Raw genomic sequence first — 20,183 nt, 5'->3', positions numbered from 1 at the left:
ACGTCGGATGGGGCCTTCTTCGATGGCGTCTTCGACGGGCTCTTCTGGGCAGGTGCACGCTTCGCGGAAGCTTTCGTGGGGGTCTTGGCCATGGGTTATCCTGTCGATTGAATCGAAAGTGCAACTCGAAGCCGAAGGGCAAGTTGCATAACAAATTCGTTCGTTAACCTATGTAAATCACTTTATCGCTTCGATGACCCGCCATTATCGCGGCATTTGTAGCCGGCATGCGTGAAATAGCCCGCGCCAAGAACCACCAGAAAAATGAGTGCGAACTTTCGGGTTATTAATCCAGCGCCCCTAAGCCCTATTGCTTCAAACTCCTCGTTTTGGAGCGTTCGGCGTGGCGCGAAAGCATCTGCCAAACCGAACGCCGCGACCTCATACGATACGCAAGGCGCGGCGTACGTCATTCGCGCGGTTCTCGTCGTTGATGTCGACCGATACGCGAATACCCCCGCCCAGCTTCGTATCAGAACGTCCTGCTTCCAGCTTCGTGGCATAGTCGCCGCCGCTTGCCGCGCGCCCCGAACTGTTGGTTTCGCCTTCTGTCTCGACAAAAATGTCAGTCCGTTCGATGCCATGCTCCTGCACCAGGTGTTCGATGGCGAGGTCAGCTTCCTCCCGGGTGGCGAAGATTTGCTCGATAGTTTGTGACATGATTATTCCTCCGATGTCATGCGCTGGCGATAAGCGGCGGAGTTTGCTGGTGCTGGACCACGCGCCATTGCTCGTGTCCAAGGCGCCGCAGCGTCGAGGAGCAATTTGCCTCGTAATCATCCCCATCCGATCGAACTGCCTTGGCTTTGTAGCCGATGACGATGAGCCCTTCTTCGGGCCGCGCTACATGCTTTTCTGAAAATTCGACTGCAGACCAGCGCGGCGTCTGGGCCATGGCTTCAACAGCCTGGCGTCCTATATGGATGAAAGGGGGCGAGGGAACGACGAGAATTGCCTCATCATCTATGAGCTCAGCATAAGTTTCCGTCGAACCCGTCCAAAGCTGCGCTTCGAACTTCCAGATACGTTCATCGTCCATACCGATCTCCAAACTGTCCAATATCGACGTCTCACCGCGACACATGGTTCCCGTCTCTTCACTTGATGCCGGAATAAAGCTGCCGAAAGCGTGATCATTTGCGCTGGAGCGTTATGCTTGATACCTGCCCTCCATAATTCGTTTAAACCTATGTTATAAATGCGTTGTTGTATATGTCGCCTTACGCAAGACGACCTTAAGAATTTTTTGCAAAAGGCACCTAACTTCGCCTCATTTGTTCAATCCGGATGGCAAGTTTTGCTGATCAAAGTTTAGTCCCGCATCCTGCGCGCGCCGGTGCTAGGCGACGCGCTCTTATCAATAAGGCGTTGGCCGGCGCCTGGAAGAATGGCCGCCTTTCCAAACCGAAGCTCGAACCTGGCAGCCTCGTGGCAACCGCCCGGGAAATCTCGCAGCTGGATGACTTCGGCGCGGAGATGGGATGGAGAATACGTCTTGAGCAGCTTTGCCGTGCACTGCACGATACTGCGTCGCTCAATCCTTTAGGTATAACCCTTGCCTATGGCCAAATTATTTCGGCTCTGCTGCATCGCCTGAGAGCCAACGCCCTTTGGATGCGATACCCGCAAATCCTGTCTCTGCGAATCCCGCCGCCAATCTTGATAATTGGCCAGATGCGGTCCGGTAGTACTCGAATGCAGCGATTGCTCGCCTGCGATCCCGCCTTTGCACACACTCGTTTTTTCGAAAGCTGGAATCCAATTCCCGCCAAGCCACACTCCTTTCCGGACGAGCGTATTTTAAAGAGCTGGATAGCCCTCCAAGTCGCCCATTTCCTTAATCCCGAGTTCAAGGCTATCCATCCCGCAAGCGCTTGCCTCGCGGACGAGGAGATCGGCTTTCACAATTACTCCTTTTACGGCTCGGCGCTGGAGGCGCAGTGGCGCATACCCGCATTTGCCCGCCACTGTGAAAATGCGGGCAATGAAGACGTCTATCGGGAATTCAAACAACTTTTGCAGACGATCCTCTGGCTGCGCGGTTCCGCTCCTGAAAAATCCTGGGTGCTCAAGGTGCCTCAGTTTTCTCAAGATCTCGGCGCCCTTCTATCAGTGTTCCCCAGAGCCAAGGTCATCATTCTCGATCGAGATCCGGCCGACGTTGTCGGCTCATCCGCTTCGCTCGTCTACAACCAGATGTTGCTTCAATCCGGCGCTGCGGATCGCGCCTGGATTGGGCGGGAATGGCTGCGTAAGAGCCTGCTTCGCCAAAGGATCATGGACGGCTTCCGGCAACAGGCGGGCTCCTCTTGCATTGTGATAGATTATCGCACGATGCAGGACGATTGGCGCACGGGCATGAAAGCCGTCTATGGATTTTTCGGCCTCCCGCTTACAGGCAAAGTGCAACGACGCATGACCGATTTCATCGGCAGGTCCTCGCGCCTTGCGCTGCATCGGCATCGGTACGACCTGACTGATTATGGCCTGACCGCCACGCAGATTCGCGAAGCCTTTGCATGAACTGAACAAAGTCCTGCCATTGCCCGCTTGGCGGATCTTCCTGAATGGGCATTTCCTTTTGCGAGACGAAAGCGATGGCCATGCAGCTGCCCGGGCAGTGCCCGGGTGACCGCGCGGCGCCCGCGCTCCGTCGCTTCACGGGAACGTTAAAGTCACCCTGGGCCTTTCATAGACAGCGGCATTGGCCCACGTGATCCAGCCGAACGGAGCCTCGCTGCTTTTCACCTAGGAGGTATCTATGGCAGAAAATGATCCGGAAAATCCGACAGGACCTTTGGGAGATGCGAGACCGGACAAGGCGGATCCGCACAAGCAGAACGAAAGCGGTCAAAAGCCGGAAAAGCTTGAGGATCGGCCCATGGTCAGTACAGTTACACCCGAAGACTACCCGGAAGATCAGCGCGCCAAAGGCTGAGCGCGGCTCATGCTAAAAAAGGGGCGGCCTTAACGGCCGCCCCCAAAGACATTCACCAATGGACAGACTCAGTTGTCAGAGCCAGGCTCCGCCATTTTGCGGTGCTGTTCGGCAAGCATGCTGGCAGGCGTGACATGGGCAAGCGTCGCCTGAAGCTTGTTCTTCCAACCCGACACGACGTGCGCCTCGCCTGCCATGAGCGCCTTCCACCCGTCACGGGCAACGTCTGCAGGGTCGCTCTTATGCTGCGAGGTACCCACGCTAGTATCGAGCATGTCTGCCCGCGCGAAGAATTCAGTCTCGACCGGCCCAGGCATCAAAGTCGTGATGGTAACACCGCGTACTTCCTTTATCTCGTTTCGGATCGCGTCTGTGAAGCTGTCGACGAAGGCTTTGGTGCCGTTGTACACGGCCTGGAAGCTGCCAGGTATGAACCCGGCGATCGAGCCGGTGACAAGCACTTTCCCGTCATTGCGAGAGACCATGTCTTTCAGAACCCTTTGAAGCAGATAAAGGGTGCCTGTGATGTTGGTATCGATCACGTGCCGCCAGTCAGCCACCGCCTGGTCGAGAAACCCGTGCCCGAGCCCGCGTCCGGCGTTCGCGCATAACAGATCTATCGTCCTGCCATTTGCCTTGGCCAAGACCTGATCGACACCTTCCAGCGTCGAAAGATCCGCATCCAGGAAGGTGATCGTTGTACCAAATTGTAGGAGATCTGCAGCAGCGGCTTCTATCAGCGGTTCATCGGCGACGACAAACACGTCATAACCGGATTGGGCGGCCAATGTCGCCAATTCGAAACCGATGCCTGTCGAAGCGCCAGTGACCACTGCGAATTTTTCAGCCATGGGGCTACCTCCTATTGCGCCGCGACGGCAAGATCGGGCTTCAGCACAACCTTTGTCACTTCGTTCTGGTTATCGTGGAACATCTTGTAACCTTCGGGCGCCTGCTCGAGCGGCAGGGTATGCGAGATCAGGAACGTAGTATCGATCTTGCCTTCCACGATGGCATTGAGCAGCGCAGGCATGTAGTGCTGCACATGGGTCTGCCCTGTCTTCAGTGTGAGGCCTTTTTCCATGAAAGCTCCGAGTGGGAACTTGTCGACAACGCCGCCGTAAACCGCAGGCATCGACACACGTCCACCTTTACGGCAAGCTACGATAGCTTGCCGGATCGAGTGCGTCCGGTCGGTTCCCATGAAGGTCGAGGCCTTGATCTGGTCGATCACATTGTCGACAAAGAAACCGTGCGCCTCAAGACCGACTGCATCGATGACCGCGTCCGGTCCTATGCCGCCTGTCATCTCCATCAGTGCTTCGTAAGTCTTCGACTCTTCGAAATTGATCGTCTCCGCACCGAACCGTTTCGCCAGTTCCAGCCGCCGAGGGAAATGATCAATAGCAATGACACGGGAAGCGCCCAACAGGAACGCTGACTGCACTGCGAACAATCCTACCGGACCGCATCCCCAGACAGCCACCGTATCGCCCGGCTCGATTTCCGCGTTCTCCGCGGCCATCCAGCCGGTCGGCAATATGTCCGACAGGAACAGAACCTTTTCGTCCTCGATATGCTCCGGTATGACAATTGGCCCGACATCGCTGAAAGGCACACGGACATATTCTGCCTGGCCGCCTGCATATCCCCCGGTAAGGTGGCTGTAGCCGAATAGCCCCGACATGGGTTGACCGTAAAGTTCTCGTCCTATGTCCTGATTTTCTGCGGGATTACCGTTGTCGCAGGCCGAATATTGATGCTTGCCGCAGTGATAGCAGCTGCCGCACGCGATGGTGAATGGCACCACCACCTTCTGGCCTCGCTGGAGCGTGCTCCGGCTGCCAGTTTCCACGACTTCGCCCATAAATTCATGGCCGAGGATGTCACCTTTCTGCATAGTCGGGATATAACCGTCATACAGATGCAGATCGGAGCCGCAGATGGCCGTTGCCGTGATCTTGATGATCGCATCGCGCGGATTGAGGATCTCAGGATCGTCGACCGTATCAACCCGAACGTCGTGCTTGCCATGCCAAGTGAGCGCGCGCATCAGCCGTTATCCTTTTCCAGTTGAGCCTTTGTCCGGGCGGCCGTGGCTATTTCGCCGGTTTCCATCAGCTGTTTGAAACGCCGCAAATCACGGCGAGTTTGAATGCGCGGTTCGCGTTGAAACAGCTTTGCTATAAGTTGACCCACCAGACCTGCGGGTGGGTCATAGGCAATTACCGCCCGCACGACCGTTCCGCGCGCGCCGGCATCGCGGAATTCGATCCGGCCGCTGTTTGCAACATCCGCGCCTTCGGCAGATTGCCAGGTGATCTGCTCGCCCGGCACTTCATTGGTGATCACAGCTTCCCAGCTGACTTCGCGACCCGCAGGTGCCTTGACCGTCCAGCGCGAACGCACCTCGTCAATAGGTTCAATGCTGGCGATATTTTCCATGAAACCGGCAAGGTTGGCCGTGTCGCGCCAAAAATCGTAAAGTTCGCGCGAAGGCCTATTGATCGTGACCGCCTCTGCTACCAGGGTCCGATCGGATCGGAATTTTTTTGAAGTCGTGACCGGTGCATCGTCGTGCTGCGGCCCATCCGGATCTACTTCCGTAGCCATCTTGTCGCTCCTGCTAATATGCTGATCGAACTCGTCTGGTGTTCGGCTAGTTCCGGCATATTGTGCAAAGGCAAAAATCGCTTGGATGAAACGAGATTTAAACGCGCCCGGCCGGCCCCTTGCGGGCGATCGGGTCCAATATTCCGAAACCGACTTATCTGCTACATAGAACAGCTCTCTTTAGAGAAAATATTAATCCACGTTAATTCAAGAACCATCGTCCGACCACGTGATGATCAGCCGCCCCTGAGCAGGGACATTGAAGTCGACGCGCGCGTTGTCATGGGAATGGCCCCGCGGCATATCGCCGCCTGCGGTGGCGACTTTGATCCGGGGGAGTCTGCGACGCTCCTCGCGCACGAAGTTGAGAGCGGCCATACACGTTTCGCCGCCGTCGAGGACAATACTGAGCGAGCGATCGCCGGTCCTTTCCCAGCCCCGGATGAAATGGTCGCAGAAAATTTTGAAGGGCGCACCCTCTACGACATGAAAGCTGAGGGCCGCGAATACAAGCGCGGCCCCGGCGCCGTAGACCTCCTGACCTACTTGGCCCGGCGCCTGGCCGTCTGGATACAAGTCTTCAAGAGGGAACGATAAAGAACGATCAATGTGCCCGTTCCTGTTCTGCGTCGCCAGAATCTCTTTGGGCAAGGCGTCCGGATAGTAATACCAGGCCCGATCAAGAGCATATTTGCAATATTCCGCTACCAGCATTTTGACCGCCGGCTCCAGATCGGGTCCGCTGTCGTCGAGGTAGGCAGCAAAGGCCGTAAAGGCGTCGAAGCATTCGTAAATGGCCATATACGGCGCATCCTGCAGGCAGGTCGCTCCCAGGAAATTCTTGTAGTGAACCGCGTGCTCGAGCCCGCTCTCCCAAATCTCACAGTTGTGGAAGAAGCTGGCAAGATAGACGTAGCTTTGCTCCGCATAGACGATATCGTTCGTTATGCGATAAAGCCTCATGCAGGCGGCGGCGCCCCAGGCGGTAAGATTGGCCTGATAATTGAGGTTGAAGCGCATGCCCATCGCGGCGTCGATGGCCGCACGCGCTTCGTTCAAAAAGCGTGGATCATCGGTCAACTCGTGGGCCTGGAGCATGACTTGCGCATAAAGACCGCCAACGTCGGTCTGCCCTCTCTCGTCATTTGCTGTCGCAGTTATTACCGAAAAATCGGTTATATCATACTGTATAGGCCATCTGTATGAAAAATGATGAGCGGCTTCTATACAAAATTCGATACATTCCATGAAAAGTTGTTTGGAGGAATTGTCTCCCTTCAGCGCCATTCGTGCCAAGTTTAGCATGGGATGGTACAAGTACCAGCTGTCGACCGCATTGGCATTCTTGTCTTTGCCTACGTTCGGCAAATAACGCCTGAGCGCCTTCAGCTTTGGGTCATAAAATCGGCGCAGGCCCGCCCGGAGCGCTGCTTCCAGTGAGTGAGGCTGACCTCTCCAGCGTCCCCAGTCGAACACGGCTGCCAGTATCGAAATCTGGACCATTGAATCCGGATATTCGCTGGCCGTGTAGGGATGCACATAATGATGGCCGTATGCCTGGACCTTCGCCTCGGGAGCATTCTCAAGATCTGCCAGCGTCCTATCGGCCCGCTCGACCCAGTCCCGATACTCGGTCCGGGGCAAATCGAGAAGCTTATAGGCTTCTCCCAGCATCTGCAGGAACTGCCTCGCCGACTCTCGCTCATGCGGCGGAGCGTGATGGCGCACTACGAGGATGCCATCTGACAAGGTTATTTCTTCCCCTGCGCGAAGCGGGTGGGATGGCGGCGTTCCCGACTGCGCGGGCGTGGGCGGCAAGTACCCAAGCTCTGGCCACAAGCCACCAACCGCGCCGTCCGGACTGGTTTTGGTAGCCCGGTAGTAATCGTTTATCGCCGTCAGATTCTGGAAATACAGGACGTTCCCGAACATGGGGTCATCTATTCGAAAATAGAGTACTCCGCTGTTAAGTCCCCGCTGCGCAGCCTCGACATGGCCGCGAGCCCCAAGCGGGTTGTCCTTGGCATCGAGTGGATAGAGATCGCGCGGCAGGAACGGGATAAGCATGGGAGACAGGGGTACGAACCTTACCGTCAATCGAAGATGCTCAAGCGCGTCACCTCCGGCTGCAAGCGTAATTACGTGCTTGCCGAGCACGCTGTCGAGCCGCAGCTTGATCTGACCCTTCTTGGTAGCTTCAAGCCGGCATTCGTAAGGCACCGCAAGGTATGCGGCTCGCCAGGCAAGGCCGCCCGCACCCGGTCGGCGGATCAAGACCCACAACGAATCTTCGGCGGCAAGAATTTCTCCGGTCAACTCGCCGAATGTGAACCTCTTTACGCTGCGGCCCGCTTTCACGCTCAAAGCGTACTGGAGAGCAATGACCTGCCCGCTGGCCGGCAGTGTTTGGCCTAAGCGTTCATGGCGCGCCGCTCGCTGCTTCGATTTGGCGATCTCGGTCATCCTGGATCTCCCTCGTTGTTCGGCAACGGGCTAACTGCTATTCAACGACGGGGCCTGCCGCCCGTTCCTGGAAGAGATTTTCGCGTCAAATAACCCTTCCCGATCTGCTTTCGCGAATTCTTGGCAAAGGCTAGACGTCACGCATGACCGACTGCTGCCTCGATGATCATGCCGCTGCTGCGCTTTCGCTCGCGCGTCATCCCGATTACAGAGTTCTACGCCGCCTGGAGCCGGTCGAGCGTTTTCAAGCCCCGTTACCTATAGGAAACACCCGGATAGGCGTCGTGCTTGACGTAGAGACGACCGGCCTAGATCAGGAGAACGACCGCATCATCGAGCTTGCAGTGCAGCGCTTCCGGTTCGACGACGCTGGCCGGATTGTGCAGGTTGGGCAGCCAAGGGTCTGGCGCGAAGATCCCGGCACCCTGCTCGATCCGCGCATCGTCAAGCTCACTGGACTTACGAATGAAATGCTCGAGGATCAGGTGATCGACGAAAGTCTCGCATTTGATATCCTGTCATCGGCGGATCTGATCATCGCCCACAACGCCGCGTTCGATCGTCCGTTCGTCGACCGCAGGCTACCCGCCGTGCGCGGAAAGCCTTGGGCGTGCTCAATGGCTGAGCCAGACTGGCTCGAGCTGGGTTTTGACGGGCGCGCCCTTGCTCACCTCGTGTATCAGTGCGGTTGGTTCTACGAAGGGCATCGCGCCGAGAATGATATTCTGGCGCTGCTCTACCTGCTGGCACATGGCCTCCCCGGCGGCGTCACAGTGCTTGCAAAACTCCTCGAGTGCTCGCAGCGCCCCAGCTACCAGGTCAACGCCATCGATGCCCCTTTCGAAGCAAAGGACCTGCTGAAAGCACGAGGCTATCGCTGGAACGCGGCGATGCGGTTCTGGTCCCGCGAAATTGCGCAAGCGGATCGGACAGGCGAGACCGCTTGGCTTATGAGCGAGGTCTATGCGGGATACGGTGAACCTGCCCTGATCCCCGTCAGCGCATGCGAGCGGTACGTCCGCGCCTGAGCGCCAACGCCCGCTAGTCCGTAAGGTCTGCTCGCGGCCTGTCCGATGTGCACGGCGCCATGATCGTTGCGGCCCGCAGCGAGGCGCCTCACGAGAGCCTCGAAGCCATCTGGCGGCGTGCCGGCGTCCCGCCGGCCGCGATCGAGAAGCTGGCCGATGTGGACGCTTTTCACAGTCTGGCCCAGACCGCCGCCAGGCAATCTGGCGGGTCAAGGGTCTCGGCGACAACCCCCTGCCCCTTTTTGCCGCTGCGGATGTGCGCGATGGAGAGTCCAGTTCGGAAGCTGCCGAACCGCTGGTTACCTTGGAGCCGCTGAGCGAGGGGCGCGAGGTGGTGGAGGATTACCGCACCATCCAGCTTTCGCTACGTGCCCATCCACTGCAGTTTTCTGCGCGCCGATCTCCAGCGCCGCGGCATGAAGTCGGCGGTCGAGCTCGATCAAGCAAAGGACGGAAGGCATGTCGAGGTGGCCGGAATCATTCTTGTGCGGCAGAAGCCAGGCTCGCCCAAGGGTGTGCTGTTCATCACCATCGACGATGAGACCGGCACTGTGAACGGTGTCCTCTGGCCCGGCCGCTTCGAAGCGCAGCGTCGCTCCGTGCTATCGGCGGCCATGGTCGGTCAAGGGAAGGTTGCAGCGCGAGGGGATCGTCACGCACATCATTATCGATAAAGTTATCGACTATATGCCCCTGTTTCGTTCAATCGGCGAGCGAGAGTTTCCCTCGCTGCCTTCACCGGCCGATGCGGCCCGAAACGGCGGCGGTCCGGACCCTCGCGGCAAAGTTGGTTACACACCTGACAGCAATTCCCATGGCCTGGCTGTTCGCTCCCGTGACTTTCGATAGCCTGCGTGCGCGTTCGAGAACCGCTCGAGCGATCAGGTATCCGCTTAGAGGCGACGCTAAAGCCCTCTCGGGTCACACCCTTTTTGAGAGTGAGCGCAATTCATTTCGAGGCGGCGCACGCGAGCACGCGCGCTGACTCTTGGAGTGCTGTTCAAGGCTGCCTATCTTGGGTCATACGGAAAGGAATTTCGCAATCTGCAATCTCTATCGGCTTACTACGCCTTTCGACGCCGTCGCCGCGTTGTTCGGTGTCAAGACGAAGGGGCGGCCCAATCACTCCGAAATCGTATCTCCTACCGGCTCCGGTCTGGTCGTAGTGAAAGACGAAGTCCGCGCTATGCATTGGGGTTTCCCCCGCGTCGTCGTCAGTCACATGAGCGGGGAGGCTTTGAAACCCAAAGCAGTGACAAATACCCGAAGTGACAGGATTGGCTCACCGTTCTGGCTCAAGAGCTTCAAAAGCAGGCGATGCCTGGTTCCTGTTTCAGCCTGGGCGGAAGCGGCCGGTGAAAGAGGCCGCATGACGCGAACATGGTTTTCCCTTCCTGACCAAAGCGCCTTCGCCATCGCCGGAATCTGGCTCAATTCACCAGAGTGGGGACACGTCTTTTCGATGCTCACCGTGGAGGGGCATGCCCAGATGGATGCTCTGAACGACCGGATGCCTGTAATCTTGCGCCAGGAAGACTGGAGAACCTGGACCGACGGCTCACCTACAGCAGCCCATGCGCTGTGTCGCACCTGGAGGGCTTCTCTGATGGTTACCCCTACTGACCAAACCTGGTCCGACCGGATCTCGCCTGCAGCGGCGCAAACGCAGCTTTCCTTGCCTCTGTAACTGGAAGCTCCCGAGCCTTTGACGGGGGTTTTCGGCGCGATACTGGCACTGCGGAAATTGTCGGCTTAAGGCCGGCCACTTCGCGATAGCCACGCAGCCGAATTTGCCGCCAAGGTCTGGGAAAGAACCTCGCGCCGGTTGTTGACAACGCCTCTTTCGCGAATGCGCCAATGGCTTCCTCTTCAAGACTCTTCGATCCGCCCTCTTCAGGATCATTCGGATCACCGAGGTCTTAGTCAGCCAAGCTGCTGGAGCAATCGATGCCCGAAGAGATATTTCCGTTTGCCGTCGTTGCCGACGATGATGCCCTTGCGCGTATCAGTTCGGCCGATATTCTCGAAAATGCTGGCTTTCATGTTCTCGAAGCGGCCGATGTGAACCAGGCCCTTCAGATCCTGGAGTCGAACGGTCAGGAAGTGACCTTGCTTCTTACCGATGTACGGATGCCGCCCAACGACCGTACCGGCTTCGAACTGGCCCGCGAATGCGCAGCCTCTTGGCCCCACATCAGCATTCTCGTAGCCTCGGGCGTTGCAGAGCCCTCCCCCGGCGATCTTCCCGACGGCGCCATCTTTATCAGAAAGCCCCTCAGCTCACAGCGCATTTACGATCGGCTGCAGGTGTTGTTACCTCTTAGCGCCCAGCCCGCGCTTTTAAAGGCGGCGGTATAGTCTGCCACGCCGCACACTTGGCGGGTTTCTATATACTGGATGCAAACGCCTGGCGTTCGTGGGACTTCGCGGTTGGCAAGGCCCATGCCTGACAGTCAGCTTTGGTTTTTCGGCAACGGTGCGCATGCTGCATCAAGGGCCACGGCCAACTTCTTTCCGACCTGTCACGCCGCGGTTCGCCGGGTTCCTTTGTATGTTCAAATGTAGCGGGAGCTGGCAGCGCACAAACCTCGCCGAAATCTTGGGAACCGGCACTGCCGATGGGAGTTTGCTTCCGATCGGCCGGAACATTTCGGCCGATTGCCTGCTCATGCCGCCTCGATTGAGCCTGCCTTGCGCTACACCTGGCGGCCTTATTTGCCGGATGGTTATCCCGCTCTAGCGAACAATCGCGAAAAAGGCGCTGTGCCGGAATTCGCTGTTGAACAGTTGGGCCGCTTGGCGACCTGCCGAGGCGCGGAATATCTTACCGAGGTCAGACCCGATCAAGCGTAAAGGCTCGCGCAAATGTCCAGCTCATAATGGCGAAAGCCGCAGTCAGGCAGCATTTTCAACAAATTTGGGATGCTTGAGAGCGATGGGGTATCGGCAAGCTAAACGCGTTTTTTTGCATCGGTGCGTATTTGCAATCCCGAAAGCGAAAGCTAGGGTACCGATCTGAGCGAGCCCACGGGCAAACAGGTCGTATCAGAGTGTCCTTGCTACACTCGTAAAGTTGTAAAATGGCGCGCGGATCTTCGACGTCTCATGCGCTGGAGAAAATACGTGCAGGAATTGAATGTGCCAGACGACCTTAAGATCTTCATCGAAGGGTCGCCAGTGGCATTAGCGTTGGCACTTCCCGACGGCGACCACCCGCTCGCCTTGGTAAACCCGCGTTTTTCGGAACTGACAGGCTATTCTCATGCCGAACTCGTCGGGCGCAATTGTCGACTGCTCCAGCGCGATGCCGATGACCGTGATGCCCGGGCAAAGCTCCGGGCTTTCCTGGAAGACGACGCAGCGCCAAGCGTGCGCACCCCCATCCTCAATTTCAAGAAAGATGGCACGCCTTTCGTCAATCTTCTTTACATGTCCCGCCTGCGGTCGTTGTCGGGGCCGACGCGTTTCATCTTCGCTTCACAATACGACGTGAGCCGGGCACAGCCGGAACGATTACAAGATTATGATCAGGCACTTGGGCAAACTTTGACCCGTCTTACCCCCATTGCCGCCGAAAGCGGTATAATTGTTGAAGGCACCCTTACCACGATCGCACATTCGGCAACGACGATCGCCCAAGCGAAACTAACGCTTGCCGATCTCGATGAAGGGTCGATGCTTTGACCGGCGAAACGGACGCTGCCGGACTTTCCTCGGCCGCTATGCCCGTCATCGGCATTGGAGCTTCGGCCGGCGGCCTTGAGGCTTTGCGAGAAATGCTTTCCGCAGCCCGCATGCCCACGAACATGGCTTTCGTGATCGTCCAGCATCTTGATCCGAACTACGAAAGTATGCTTGCCCAGCTCCTCGACAGAGCGTGCCCTCTCGATGTCCTGCAATGCGAAGGCGGGGAAGAGCTTCTCCCAGAACGTGTTTACATCATCCCTCCGGGGCGCGGCCTGGCTCTACAAGATGGCAGACTGCAACTGACCGATTTTGCGCAGCCTCGGGGTCTCAGACGGCCGATTGACGACTTTTTCATATCCCTGGCAGCCGATCAGCAAGCAAACGCGGCTTGCGTCATTCTGTCCGGAACGGGCGCGGACGGATCTACAGGGCTACGCGCCATAAAGGAACATGGCGGAGTTTGCGTCGTCCAGCAGCCGCAGAGCGCGCGCTATGACGGAATGCCAGTGGCGGCGGTGAACACCGGCCTTGTCGATTACGTGAAGCATCCAGGCGAAATCATCGACTGTTTAGCCGCATTCTTCGATCGTCGTTCCGGCAGTCCCCGCGAAGACGAAGCTGAGGTAGTGGCCGACCATCTCGACGATTTGTGCGGAACATTGCGCACCGCAGTGGGACACGATTTTTCAGGGTACAAGCGCTCCACGCTGGTGCGCCGGGTTGAGCGGCGAATGCACGTGCTCAGTATCGCTTCTGCGCGAACTTACCTTAATCGCGTACGCAGCGATCCCGCGGAATGCGAGGCACTTTTTCGCGACTTGCTTATCAATGTTACCCGCTTTTTCCGCGACCCGGATATGTTCGAGGCGCTGCGCATCAAAGTGATCTCTGCGCTGCTGGAAAACCGCGAAAACGATGACGATATTCGCGTCTGGGTGCCGGGTTGCTCCAGCGGAGAGGAAGCTTATTCCATCGCGATGCTCTTCGAGGAAGCGGCACGTGAAACCGGAGTCGCAAACCCTGTCCAGATTTTCGCTACCGATATCGATGAGCAAATGCTCCAGATCGCCCGCGAGGGAAGCTATCCGGCTTCCGCCCTGGCGGATATCCCGGCTCCCTTGCGAGAGCGTTGGACCAATCCTCACGGTGAACGGTTTACGATTGCGAACCAGATACGCGACCTCATCCGTTTCTCGAACCACAGCGTGGTCAAGGATCCACCGTTCTCCAGGATTGATCTGGTTTCCTGCCGCAACCTCCTGATCTACTTTGATGACCGGCTGCAACAGTCGGTCATGCCGATCCTGCACTATGCAATCCGGCCAGGCGGATACCTCTTCCTCGGACCGTCCGAAAGCATTGGCCGCTTCGACCACCTATTCCCCCCTGTTGATCACCACGCTCGCATATTCGAGAGGGGAGCGGGAACCCCCGCCTACCCTATTGACCTTCCTGCCAGCGACCGAAGCGGACAACGGCCGCGATCGAACTTGGAAAAATCTGAACGCGGGCGAAGACCAAGCGAGAGCGACGTCGCCTTACAGCGCCTGACCGAAATCTATGCGCCTCCTTCCATGGTCATCAATCAGGATGGAGCTGTACTGACCGCTTACGGCAAATTGAGCCGCTATTTTGACTTCCCGGTAAGCCGCTCCGGTGGGACCAACGCCATCTCGCTGGCCAAGCCTGGTCTACGGGACGTTCTTGGTCCTCTCGTTCGCCAAGCGCGCGACGGAAAGAAGCGGACGGTTGCCCGTGAAGTCGAGGTGAAGTCCGATTACGGGGTGCAACCGGTTGAAGCCGTCTGCGAGCCATTGCCCGACGCGACCCTGCTACTCGTGTTCCGGGACCGGGGACCGTTCCGGCCGTTCGACGAGCCCGACGCTGCGGAAATCGCTGACGGCAACGATCATATGGAGTTGCTGGAGGAAGAACTGCGGCTGACCCGACACAAACTGAGAACAGCTGTCGAGGAGCTGGAAACGGCTAATGAGGAACTCAAGAGTTCCAACGAAGAAATGATGTCGATGAATGAGGAGCTCCAGTCGACCAATGAAGAGCTCTCGACGGTCAACGACGAGTTGAAAAGCAAGGTCGATCAGCTCACGGTTGCCAATTCCGATCTCAGAAACTTCTTCGAATCCACCGAACTGGCGGTAATCGTCCTCGACGGCGGTCTCCGCATCCGTAGCTTCACCGAAGCGGCAACCACGATCTTTCCATTGCAGACAGGCGATCGCGGCCGTCTTCTCGCCGACGTTGCGACCCAACTGGACGATAATGCCTATCTCGCGGATGCCCGCCAGGTTGCAGAAACCGGAGAGCCACTGCAGCGGCGCGTTCATACGCGTGAACGAGGACGCACATTCTCGCTGCGCGTGCTCCCGTATCGCACCCAGCATGGCTTGGTCGACGGCGCTACCCTGGTCCTGACCGACATAACGGCGGCGCTGGTGATGGAACATGATCTGGCAGCAGAGCGCGAGCGACTGGATCTTGCCATCACCGCTGGAGGAATCGGCGTCTGGGAATATTGCGAGGCGAACGGGCGATTGATGCCCGACAGCATCAATCGCAAGCAGTTGGGATTACCGCCAGCAGGGGAGATCACCGTCTCGGATGTTCTGGCGTGCATTCATACCGACGATCGCGGCGCCGTCGCGCGGGCTTTGAACCGAGCGGCGAAGGGCCAGGACGATTTTGCAATTACGTTCCGGGTTCCGCACAGTGATGTCAAAGGCCAGATCTCCGATCGCTACTTGAAAAGCTTCGCGCGCACCATCCACGGCTCCAGTCCCAAACGAATGGTCGGGGCAGCTATCGACATGACTGCCGAATATGCGCTCGCGGATGCACGCGGCCTGATGCTGCGCGAAATGAACCATCGGGTCAAAAATCTCTTCGCGGTAGTGAGCGGCATGATAACGGCTGCCGGCCGCTCGCATGATGATGTATCCAGCCTCGCTTTCGATCTTAGGGAACGAATAGCAGCGCTGGGAAGCGCGCATTCCCTGGCGGCCCCATCGGGAGAACCTCAGGCGATCATGCTGCGCGATTTGATCGAGGTGACAGCTGCACCTTACATCGGTCAAGCCAATATTACCTTGAAGGGTCCCGAGATAGTGATCGAGCGCAGCTGCCTTTCTTCGCTGGCGCTGATCCTTCATGAATGGACGACAAACGCAGCGAAGTACGGGGTGCTGGGTCCGCGTGCTGGAAACCTTTCTTTGCGATGGTCGTTTAGCGGCGAGGCCATCGTGCTTGAATGGATCGAAACCGGAAGCGAAGAGATAGACGTGACCGATAGTACAGGATTTGGAACATTGCTTGTCGCCACCGCGGCACGGCAACTTGGCGCCGAGATTACCCGCCAGGTCTTCGGTACCAGGCTGGAGCAACGCATTACGCTCCCCTCTTCAGTGCATGTCGGATGACAGGCACGGTTCTGATCGTCGAAGACGAGCTTTTCATTGCCCTCGATCTTGAAGATACAGTCAAGGCGGCGGGTTGCACAGTTTCCGCCACTTGCGGAAGCTTGTCAGCCGCAATGGAAGCAATTGAAAATCAACTGCCGACCTGCGCCATACTGGACGTTCGTCTTCCCGACGGAGAAGTGTTTCCGGCAGCAGATCGCCTGCGAAACGCCGGCGTAGCCCTCATTTTCCATTCAGGACACGCCGATGAAAGGCAGTTGAAGGAACGCTATCCGGAGGCGGATGTCTACTCCAAACCGTGTTCACCTTCTCGCCTTCGCGATGCTGTGATGCGCGCTGTCGCCTGAACTTTCCCACAAATTGTCACTGCCTGTTTCTGGTCGAACCCCGGGCCGTCAAGCTGCAAGCGGGCGGTAAGGAATTCGAATGGCTTGAATTCGCCTGAATTTCGGACAGGGCCTGTGCACGTTCTCAGGCTATCCTGAACGGTAGAGCGGGAGCAGAATGTAGCTGCTTCCACCAAACTACCTTCGCTAAAGCCCACCCAAAGTCAGCCTCGCGTTGCTTCAATAAAAGCGGCTGCATCAAGGTCGATTTTAAGCTCGCGGTTCCAGACGCGCACGGCCGCGCAGGCATCGAGGAAAGCCTCGATGTTTGCTGGCTCCGTGATTTGAACCACGCCCTCGTCATGGTCGCTTTCCAAAAGACCCGATCTTTCAAACAGCGGTAAAGCTTCCGCATTGTAGGCTATGAATTTCCCATGCCCGAAGGCATCACTGACGAAATCTTTGGCGGTCTTGTCTTCGGCCAACATGGCAGCGCCCGCCTTCGAGACTACGACCGCCACCGCGTCGTACAGCACCGAGGGACCGCCGTCGATTTTTTGCTTGCCTTCCGCGAATGTGCCATCGTCAAGAACGACGCCGCCCACTTGAGGAGTGACGAACTCGTAGATGGCCGGCAAGGCTCCGAGAGCATGTACGAGCGCTTCCACCACGTTACCCGGCGCACCATCGGTTACCAGGATCCCGAGCTTGCGTCCCGCAAACGATACGGGTCCGCGCTTCACAATACTCAGCGCATCTGACGGCGGCAAATCCGTTCGTGTGGGAACGGCGGCGGGATGTGGTGGTGGCAACTCCCGTAACCCCAGACCGCCCGCTACCACGGCTGCCAGACCCTCGTCGACATTTCTAAGATGTGCTACCATACGTTCGCGAATTTCGAGACGCTCGCATTTTGACAGTTCAAATACAAGCGCATCTCCGATGTGCTTCTGTTCGATCGGGAGTTGACTGACAAAGAACTGGCGGGCCTGACTGTAATGATCGGAGAACGACCCCGATCTGATTTGAGCCTTGCGACCCATCTCTTCCGACGCGTGGTGTCGATATCCGCGAACCGGATCTTCGCGCGGCCCTCCCCAGCTGTTAGGCTCATAATTTACCCGGCCGCTTGGATTGCGCATCGCCATATGCCCATCCTGCTGGAAGTTGTTCACAGGACACTTGGGTGCATTTATCGGTATCTGAGTGAAATTAGGGCTACCCAGTCTTTTCAACTGCGTGTCAAGATACGAGAAGTTGCGGCCCTGCAGCAAAGGGTCGTTGCTGAAGCCGATACCCGGCACGACATTTTGGGTACAAAACGCGACTTGCTCGGTCTCGGCAAAAAAGTTGTCGACGACCCGGTCGAGAACGAAACTGCCGATGCGGCGTACTGGGATCTGTTCCTCCGGAATGATCTTGGTTGCATCGAGCACGTCGAATTCGAACGCATCTGCAAATTCGTCGTCGAACAATTGAACACCGAGCTCCCATTCGGGAGGTGTTCCCATCGTGATCGCGTCCCACAAGTCGCGCCTATGGAAGTCAGGATCGGCGCCATTGATTTTTACAGCCTCGTTCCACATGACCGACTGAAGCCCCATCGTCGGCTTGAAGTGGAATTTGACGAATGTGCCTTTGCCTTTTTCGTCGATAAGCCGGAACGTGTGGACGCCAAAACCATCCATGAAGCGGAAGGAGCGAGGAATTGCCCGATCCGACATCACCCACATGATCATGTGCATGGATTCCGGAGTGAGGCTTATGAAATCCCAAAAATTGTCATGCGCCGTCTGGGCCTGGGGAAATCCGCGATCGGGTTCCTGCTTGGCGGCATGTATGAGGTCAGGAAACTTTATAGCGTCCTGAATGAAGAAGACAGGGATATTGTTTGCAACCACATCCCAATTACCTTCTTTGGTGTAGAACTTGACCGCGAAGCCTCGTACGTCGCGCGCAAGATCAGCAGATCCCTTGTTGCCCGCCACAGTTGAAAAGCGGACGAACATGGGGGTCTGCTCGCCTACTTCGGTCAACATTTTCGCAGTGGTATAATCGGCGAGACTTTCATCGAGCCTGAAAGTTCCATGCACGCCGAAGCCTCGTGCGTGTACGACACGCTCCGGGATGCGCTCATGGTCGAAATGAAAGATTTTCTCGCGAAAATGAAAATCCTCGAGGAGCGTTGGGCCCCGTTGACCGATCTTCAGACTGTTCTGGTCGTCCGCGATCGGAACGCCCTGCTGCGATGTTAGCGTACCCGTTGCTGATGAAGCCAGTTGGTGGAGTTCTCCGCCGGGTCCGGTTTCGGTCTCGAAGCCGGCGGCGTGGGATTGGGCGCCAATGTCCTTGCCGATTGGGGTGTTCATGTTGTCCTCCGCTACAACTGATATTGCCCGCCGCGTGCATCGGGCATGGTCCCGCAGCCCGAAGCGCGGATTGCACACCTAACATCGCTTGCTTTGGGATAGTTCCGCTTGGGTTTCGCCGGCTTTCAGCCTTGCCAAAACGGCAAATACCTGAATGCATGAGGCTCAAGCGGGCGTCCAATTCGGTCCGGACACTGGAGATGAAGGAAATTTCAAAAGCATTTCTGATCGTTCGCCGTACTATCGCATGCCGCAATGCAGTGATCCGGATAAAATTGCCTATCGGATTGCGCTGTTTTTACTTGTCGGATCGGTGAAAATCTTACTGACTGATCAGCGGAACTGCGCTTAAAAACTTTTCTCCCGCTCGCAAGCTTGATCAGGGTTATAAGCGGTCGGCGGCTTTCAGGGCATCGCGCCGCCTCATGCGCTTTCGTTCTTCCTTCAGAGGTAGATGCCTGGGAAACGAAAGAACCGAATGGGCAGACCGGCACGCCCCAAAGAACTGAGGGGCCTTGCCAGTTCAACGATCTCGGCCCTATATCGGCCGAAGATAATGCGGGACGGTTCGGCGACATCGGGACCTCGATGGCCCATTAATCAGTGACAAGTCTCTGCTTACTTGCATAAAGCGGATGGCGTCGCGGCGGCCTTTTATCCCCGCCAGGCGCTTCCACGCAACTTCGCCGGCGAATTTCCGGAGAGGTATTAGCGGCCAACTCGAGCAGCCCTGCCAAATCCTGAATCTCCAGACGCCAGCGAGCACTCCGTATGAACCCGGTCTAATCCAAGCTGCTCATGGTCCTGTTCCATTGCACGGTCGATAGCCCGAGCAGATCGCCCAGTTGTTGCTGAGCGAGGGAGAATTCGAAGCTGTTGAAATTACAATCCGGCCGCCGCCTTTAATCGCTTTTGAAGATCCAGCACGAATGCTGGCATGCGCTCATCGCCGATGTCGCTCCGATCCACGATAATTTCTCGATAAGGCGACCCGACTTTTTCTGCGTGCCTGGAGATCCGGAACCCATGCGGATGACATCGTCCGTCCACCATTTACATGGGTTAAAACGGGTATAGGCCGACAATTGTACCTTTTCGGCCTTAGCAGAACTTCCTTCGCCGAGGCTTCCTATAGCCTTAACTTCGAGCCGGGCAGCTCCTTAGCGCCCGCCCCAAAAGTTGCTGAGCAATACCAACATGTTGTGATTCACGCCGTCCTTCGAGAGATGCAGTGATCAATGGCATGGACTGGTATTGCCCGGCAGGAGCATAGCCGGAAAGGGTTGCGCTATTCCAGCGATATGACGGACAGGGAGTGGGAATTG

General features: G+C 57.2%; 17 protein-coding genes and 1 pseudogene. 11 read left to right on the top strand and 7 right to left on the bottom strand.

Annotated elements, in window-relative coordinates; all coding sequences use genetic code 11:
• Nucleotides 1–381 precede the first annotated feature (381 nt).
• Both EDF58_RS25255 and EDF58_RS25250 read right to left on the bottom strand, forming a co-directional pair.
• A complete protein-coding gene (locus tag EDF58_RS25255; RefSeq protein WP_132270510.1) occupies nt 382–660 on the bottom strand; it encodes a hypothetical protein in 279 nt (92 codons plus the stop codon).
• Nucleotides 661–676: 16 nt separating this feature from the next.
• A complete protein-coding gene (locus tag EDF58_RS25250; RefSeq protein WP_132270509.1) occupies nt 677–1,039 on the bottom strand; it encodes a nuclear transport factor 2 family protein in 363 nt (120 codons plus the stop codon).
• A 248-nt stretch (nt 1,040–1,287) separates the two neighbouring features.
• Between EDF58_RS25250 and EDF58_RS25245 the strand changes: the two genes are divergently transcribed.
• On the top strand, nt 1,288–2,523 hold the full coding sequence (locus EDF58_RS25245) for a sulfotransferase (RefSeq protein WP_132270507.1): 1,236 nt from the start codon (nt 1,288–1,290) through the stop codon (nt 2,521–2,523).
• 238 nt (nt 2,524–2,761) lie between these two features.
• Nucleotides 2,762–2,938 (top strand): hypothetical protein, encoded by a 177-nt coding sequence (locus tag EDF58_RS26060; RefSeq protein WP_165921592.1) that lies wholly within the window; start codon nt 2,762–2,764, stop codon nt 2,936–2,938.
• Between the two features lie 68 nt (nt 2,939–3,006).
• Here the strand turns inward: EDF58_RS26060 and EDF58_RS25240 are convergent, their stop codons facing one another.
• The 4 genes from EDF58_RS25240 to EDF58_RS25225 all read right to left on the bottom strand — a co-directional run bounded on the left by EDF58_RS25240 (nt 3,007) and on the right by EDF58_RS25225 (nt 8,014).
• Nucleotides 3,007–3,789 (bottom strand): SDR family NAD(P)-dependent oxidoreductase, encoded by a 783-nt coding sequence (locus EDF58_RS25240; protein ID WP_132270505.1) that lies wholly within the window; start codon nt 3,787–3,789, stop codon nt 3,007–3,009.
• A gap of 11 nt (nt 3,790–3,800) precedes the next feature.
• The gene (locus EDF58_RS25235; RefSeq protein ID WP_132270504.1) at nt 3,801–4,991 is read right to left on the bottom strand and encodes a zinc-dependent alcohol dehydrogenase; all 1,191 of its coding nucleotides are present in this window, start codon (nt 4,989–4,991) and stop codon (nt 3,801–3,803) included.
• Nucleotides 4,991–5,551, bottom strand: coding sequence for an SRPBCC family protein (locus EDF58_RS25230; RefSeq protein WP_132270502.1), 561 nt, complete (start codon nt 5,549–5,551; stop codon nt 4,991–4,993). The genes EDF58_RS25235 and EDF58_RS25230 overlap by 1 nt, the downstream gene beginning before the upstream one ends.
• A 207-nt stretch (nt 5,552–5,758) precedes the next feature.
• Complete coding sequence (locus EDF58_RS25225) at nt 5,759–8,014, bottom strand: hypothetical protein (RefSeq protein WP_132270500.1); 2,256 nt, start codon at nt 8,012–8,014, stop codon at nt 5,759–5,761.
• A 143-nt stretch (nt 8,015–8,157) separates the two neighbouring features.
• On the opposite strand from EDF58_RS25225, the gene EDF58_RS25220 reads away from it, so the two are divergent.
• The 8 genes from EDF58_RS25220 to EDF58_RS25190 all read left to right on the top strand — a co-directional run bounded on the left by EDF58_RS25220 (nt 8,158) and on the right by EDF58_RS25190 (nt 16,510).
• On the top strand, nt 8,158–9,042 hold the full coding sequence (locus EDF58_RS25220) for a 3'-5' exonuclease (RefSeq protein ID WP_132270498.1): 885 nt from the start codon (nt 8,158–8,160) through the stop codon (nt 9,040–9,042).
• A 59-nt stretch (nt 9,043–9,101) separates the two neighbouring features.
• On the top strand, nt 9,102–9,359 hold the full coding sequence (locus EDF58_RS26585) for a hypothetical protein (RefSeq protein WP_243654511.1): 258 nt from the start codon (nt 9,102–9,104) through the stop codon (nt 9,357–9,359).
• Between the two features lie 99 nt (nt 9,360–9,458).
• Nucleotides 9,459–9,716, top strand: a complete 258-nt coding sequence (locus EDF58_RS26580) for an OB-fold nucleic acid binding domain-containing protein (protein ID WP_243654510.1) — start codon at nt 9,459–9,461, stop codon at nt 9,714–9,716.
• Nucleotides 9,717–10,057: 341 nt separating this feature from the next.
• Complete coding sequence (locus tag EDF58_RS25210) at nt 10,058–10,729, top strand: SOS response-associated peptidase family protein (protein WP_165921591.1); 672 nt, start codon at nt 10,058–10,060, stop codon at nt 10,727–10,729.
• Between the two features lie 260 nt (nt 10,730–10,989).
• Nucleotides 10,990–11,400, top strand: coding sequence for a response regulator (locus EDF58_RS25205; protein WP_132270495.1), 411 nt, complete (start codon nt 10,990–10,992; stop codon nt 11,398–11,400).
• 765 nt (nt 11,401–12,165) lie between these two features.
• Nucleotides 12,166–12,726 carry a PAS domain-containing protein gene (locus tag EDF58_RS25200; RefSeq protein WP_243654509.1) on the top strand — a complete coding sequence of 187 codons (561 nt, stop codon included), beginning with the start codon at nt 12,166–12,168 and terminating at the stop codon, nt 12,724–12,726.
• Nucleotides 12,723–16,163, top strand: a complete 3,441-nt coding sequence (locus tag EDF58_RS25195) for a chemotaxis protein CheB (protein ID WP_347812918.1) — start codon at nt 12,723–12,725, stop codon at nt 16,161–16,163. The genes EDF58_RS25200 and EDF58_RS25195 overlap by 4 nt, the downstream gene beginning before the upstream one ends.
• Nucleotides 16,160–16,510: a response regulator gene (locus tag EDF58_RS25190; RefSeq protein WP_132270492.1), complete on the top strand. Its 351-nt coding sequence runs from the start codon at nt 16,160–16,162 to the stop codon at nt 16,508–16,510. The genes EDF58_RS25195 and EDF58_RS25190 overlap by 4 nt, the downstream gene beginning before the upstream one ends.
• A 203-nt stretch (nt 16,511–16,713) precedes the next feature.
• On the opposite strand, the gene EDF58_RS25185 is transcribed toward EDF58_RS25190, so the two are convergent.
• A complete protein-coding gene (locus tag EDF58_RS25185; RefSeq protein WP_132270490.1) occupies nt 16,714–18,858 on the bottom strand; it encodes a catalase in 2,145 nt (714 codons plus the stop codon).
• A 1,238-nt stretch (nt 18,859–20,096) separates the two neighbouring features.
• Here EDF58_RS25185 and EDF58_RS25180 point away from each other — a divergent pair.
• Nucleotides 20,097–20,183: pseudogene (locus tag EDF58_RS25180) on the top strand (IS5/IS1182 family transposase); the annotation flags it as partial.

This window comes from Novosphingobium sp. PhB57, assembly GCF_004342985.1.
Taxonomy (GTDB): Bacteria; Pseudomonadota; Alphaproteobacteria; order Sphingomonadales; family Sphingomonadaceae; genus Novosphingobium.
This window is presented reverse-complemented; position numbering and strand designations above follow the sequence as displayed.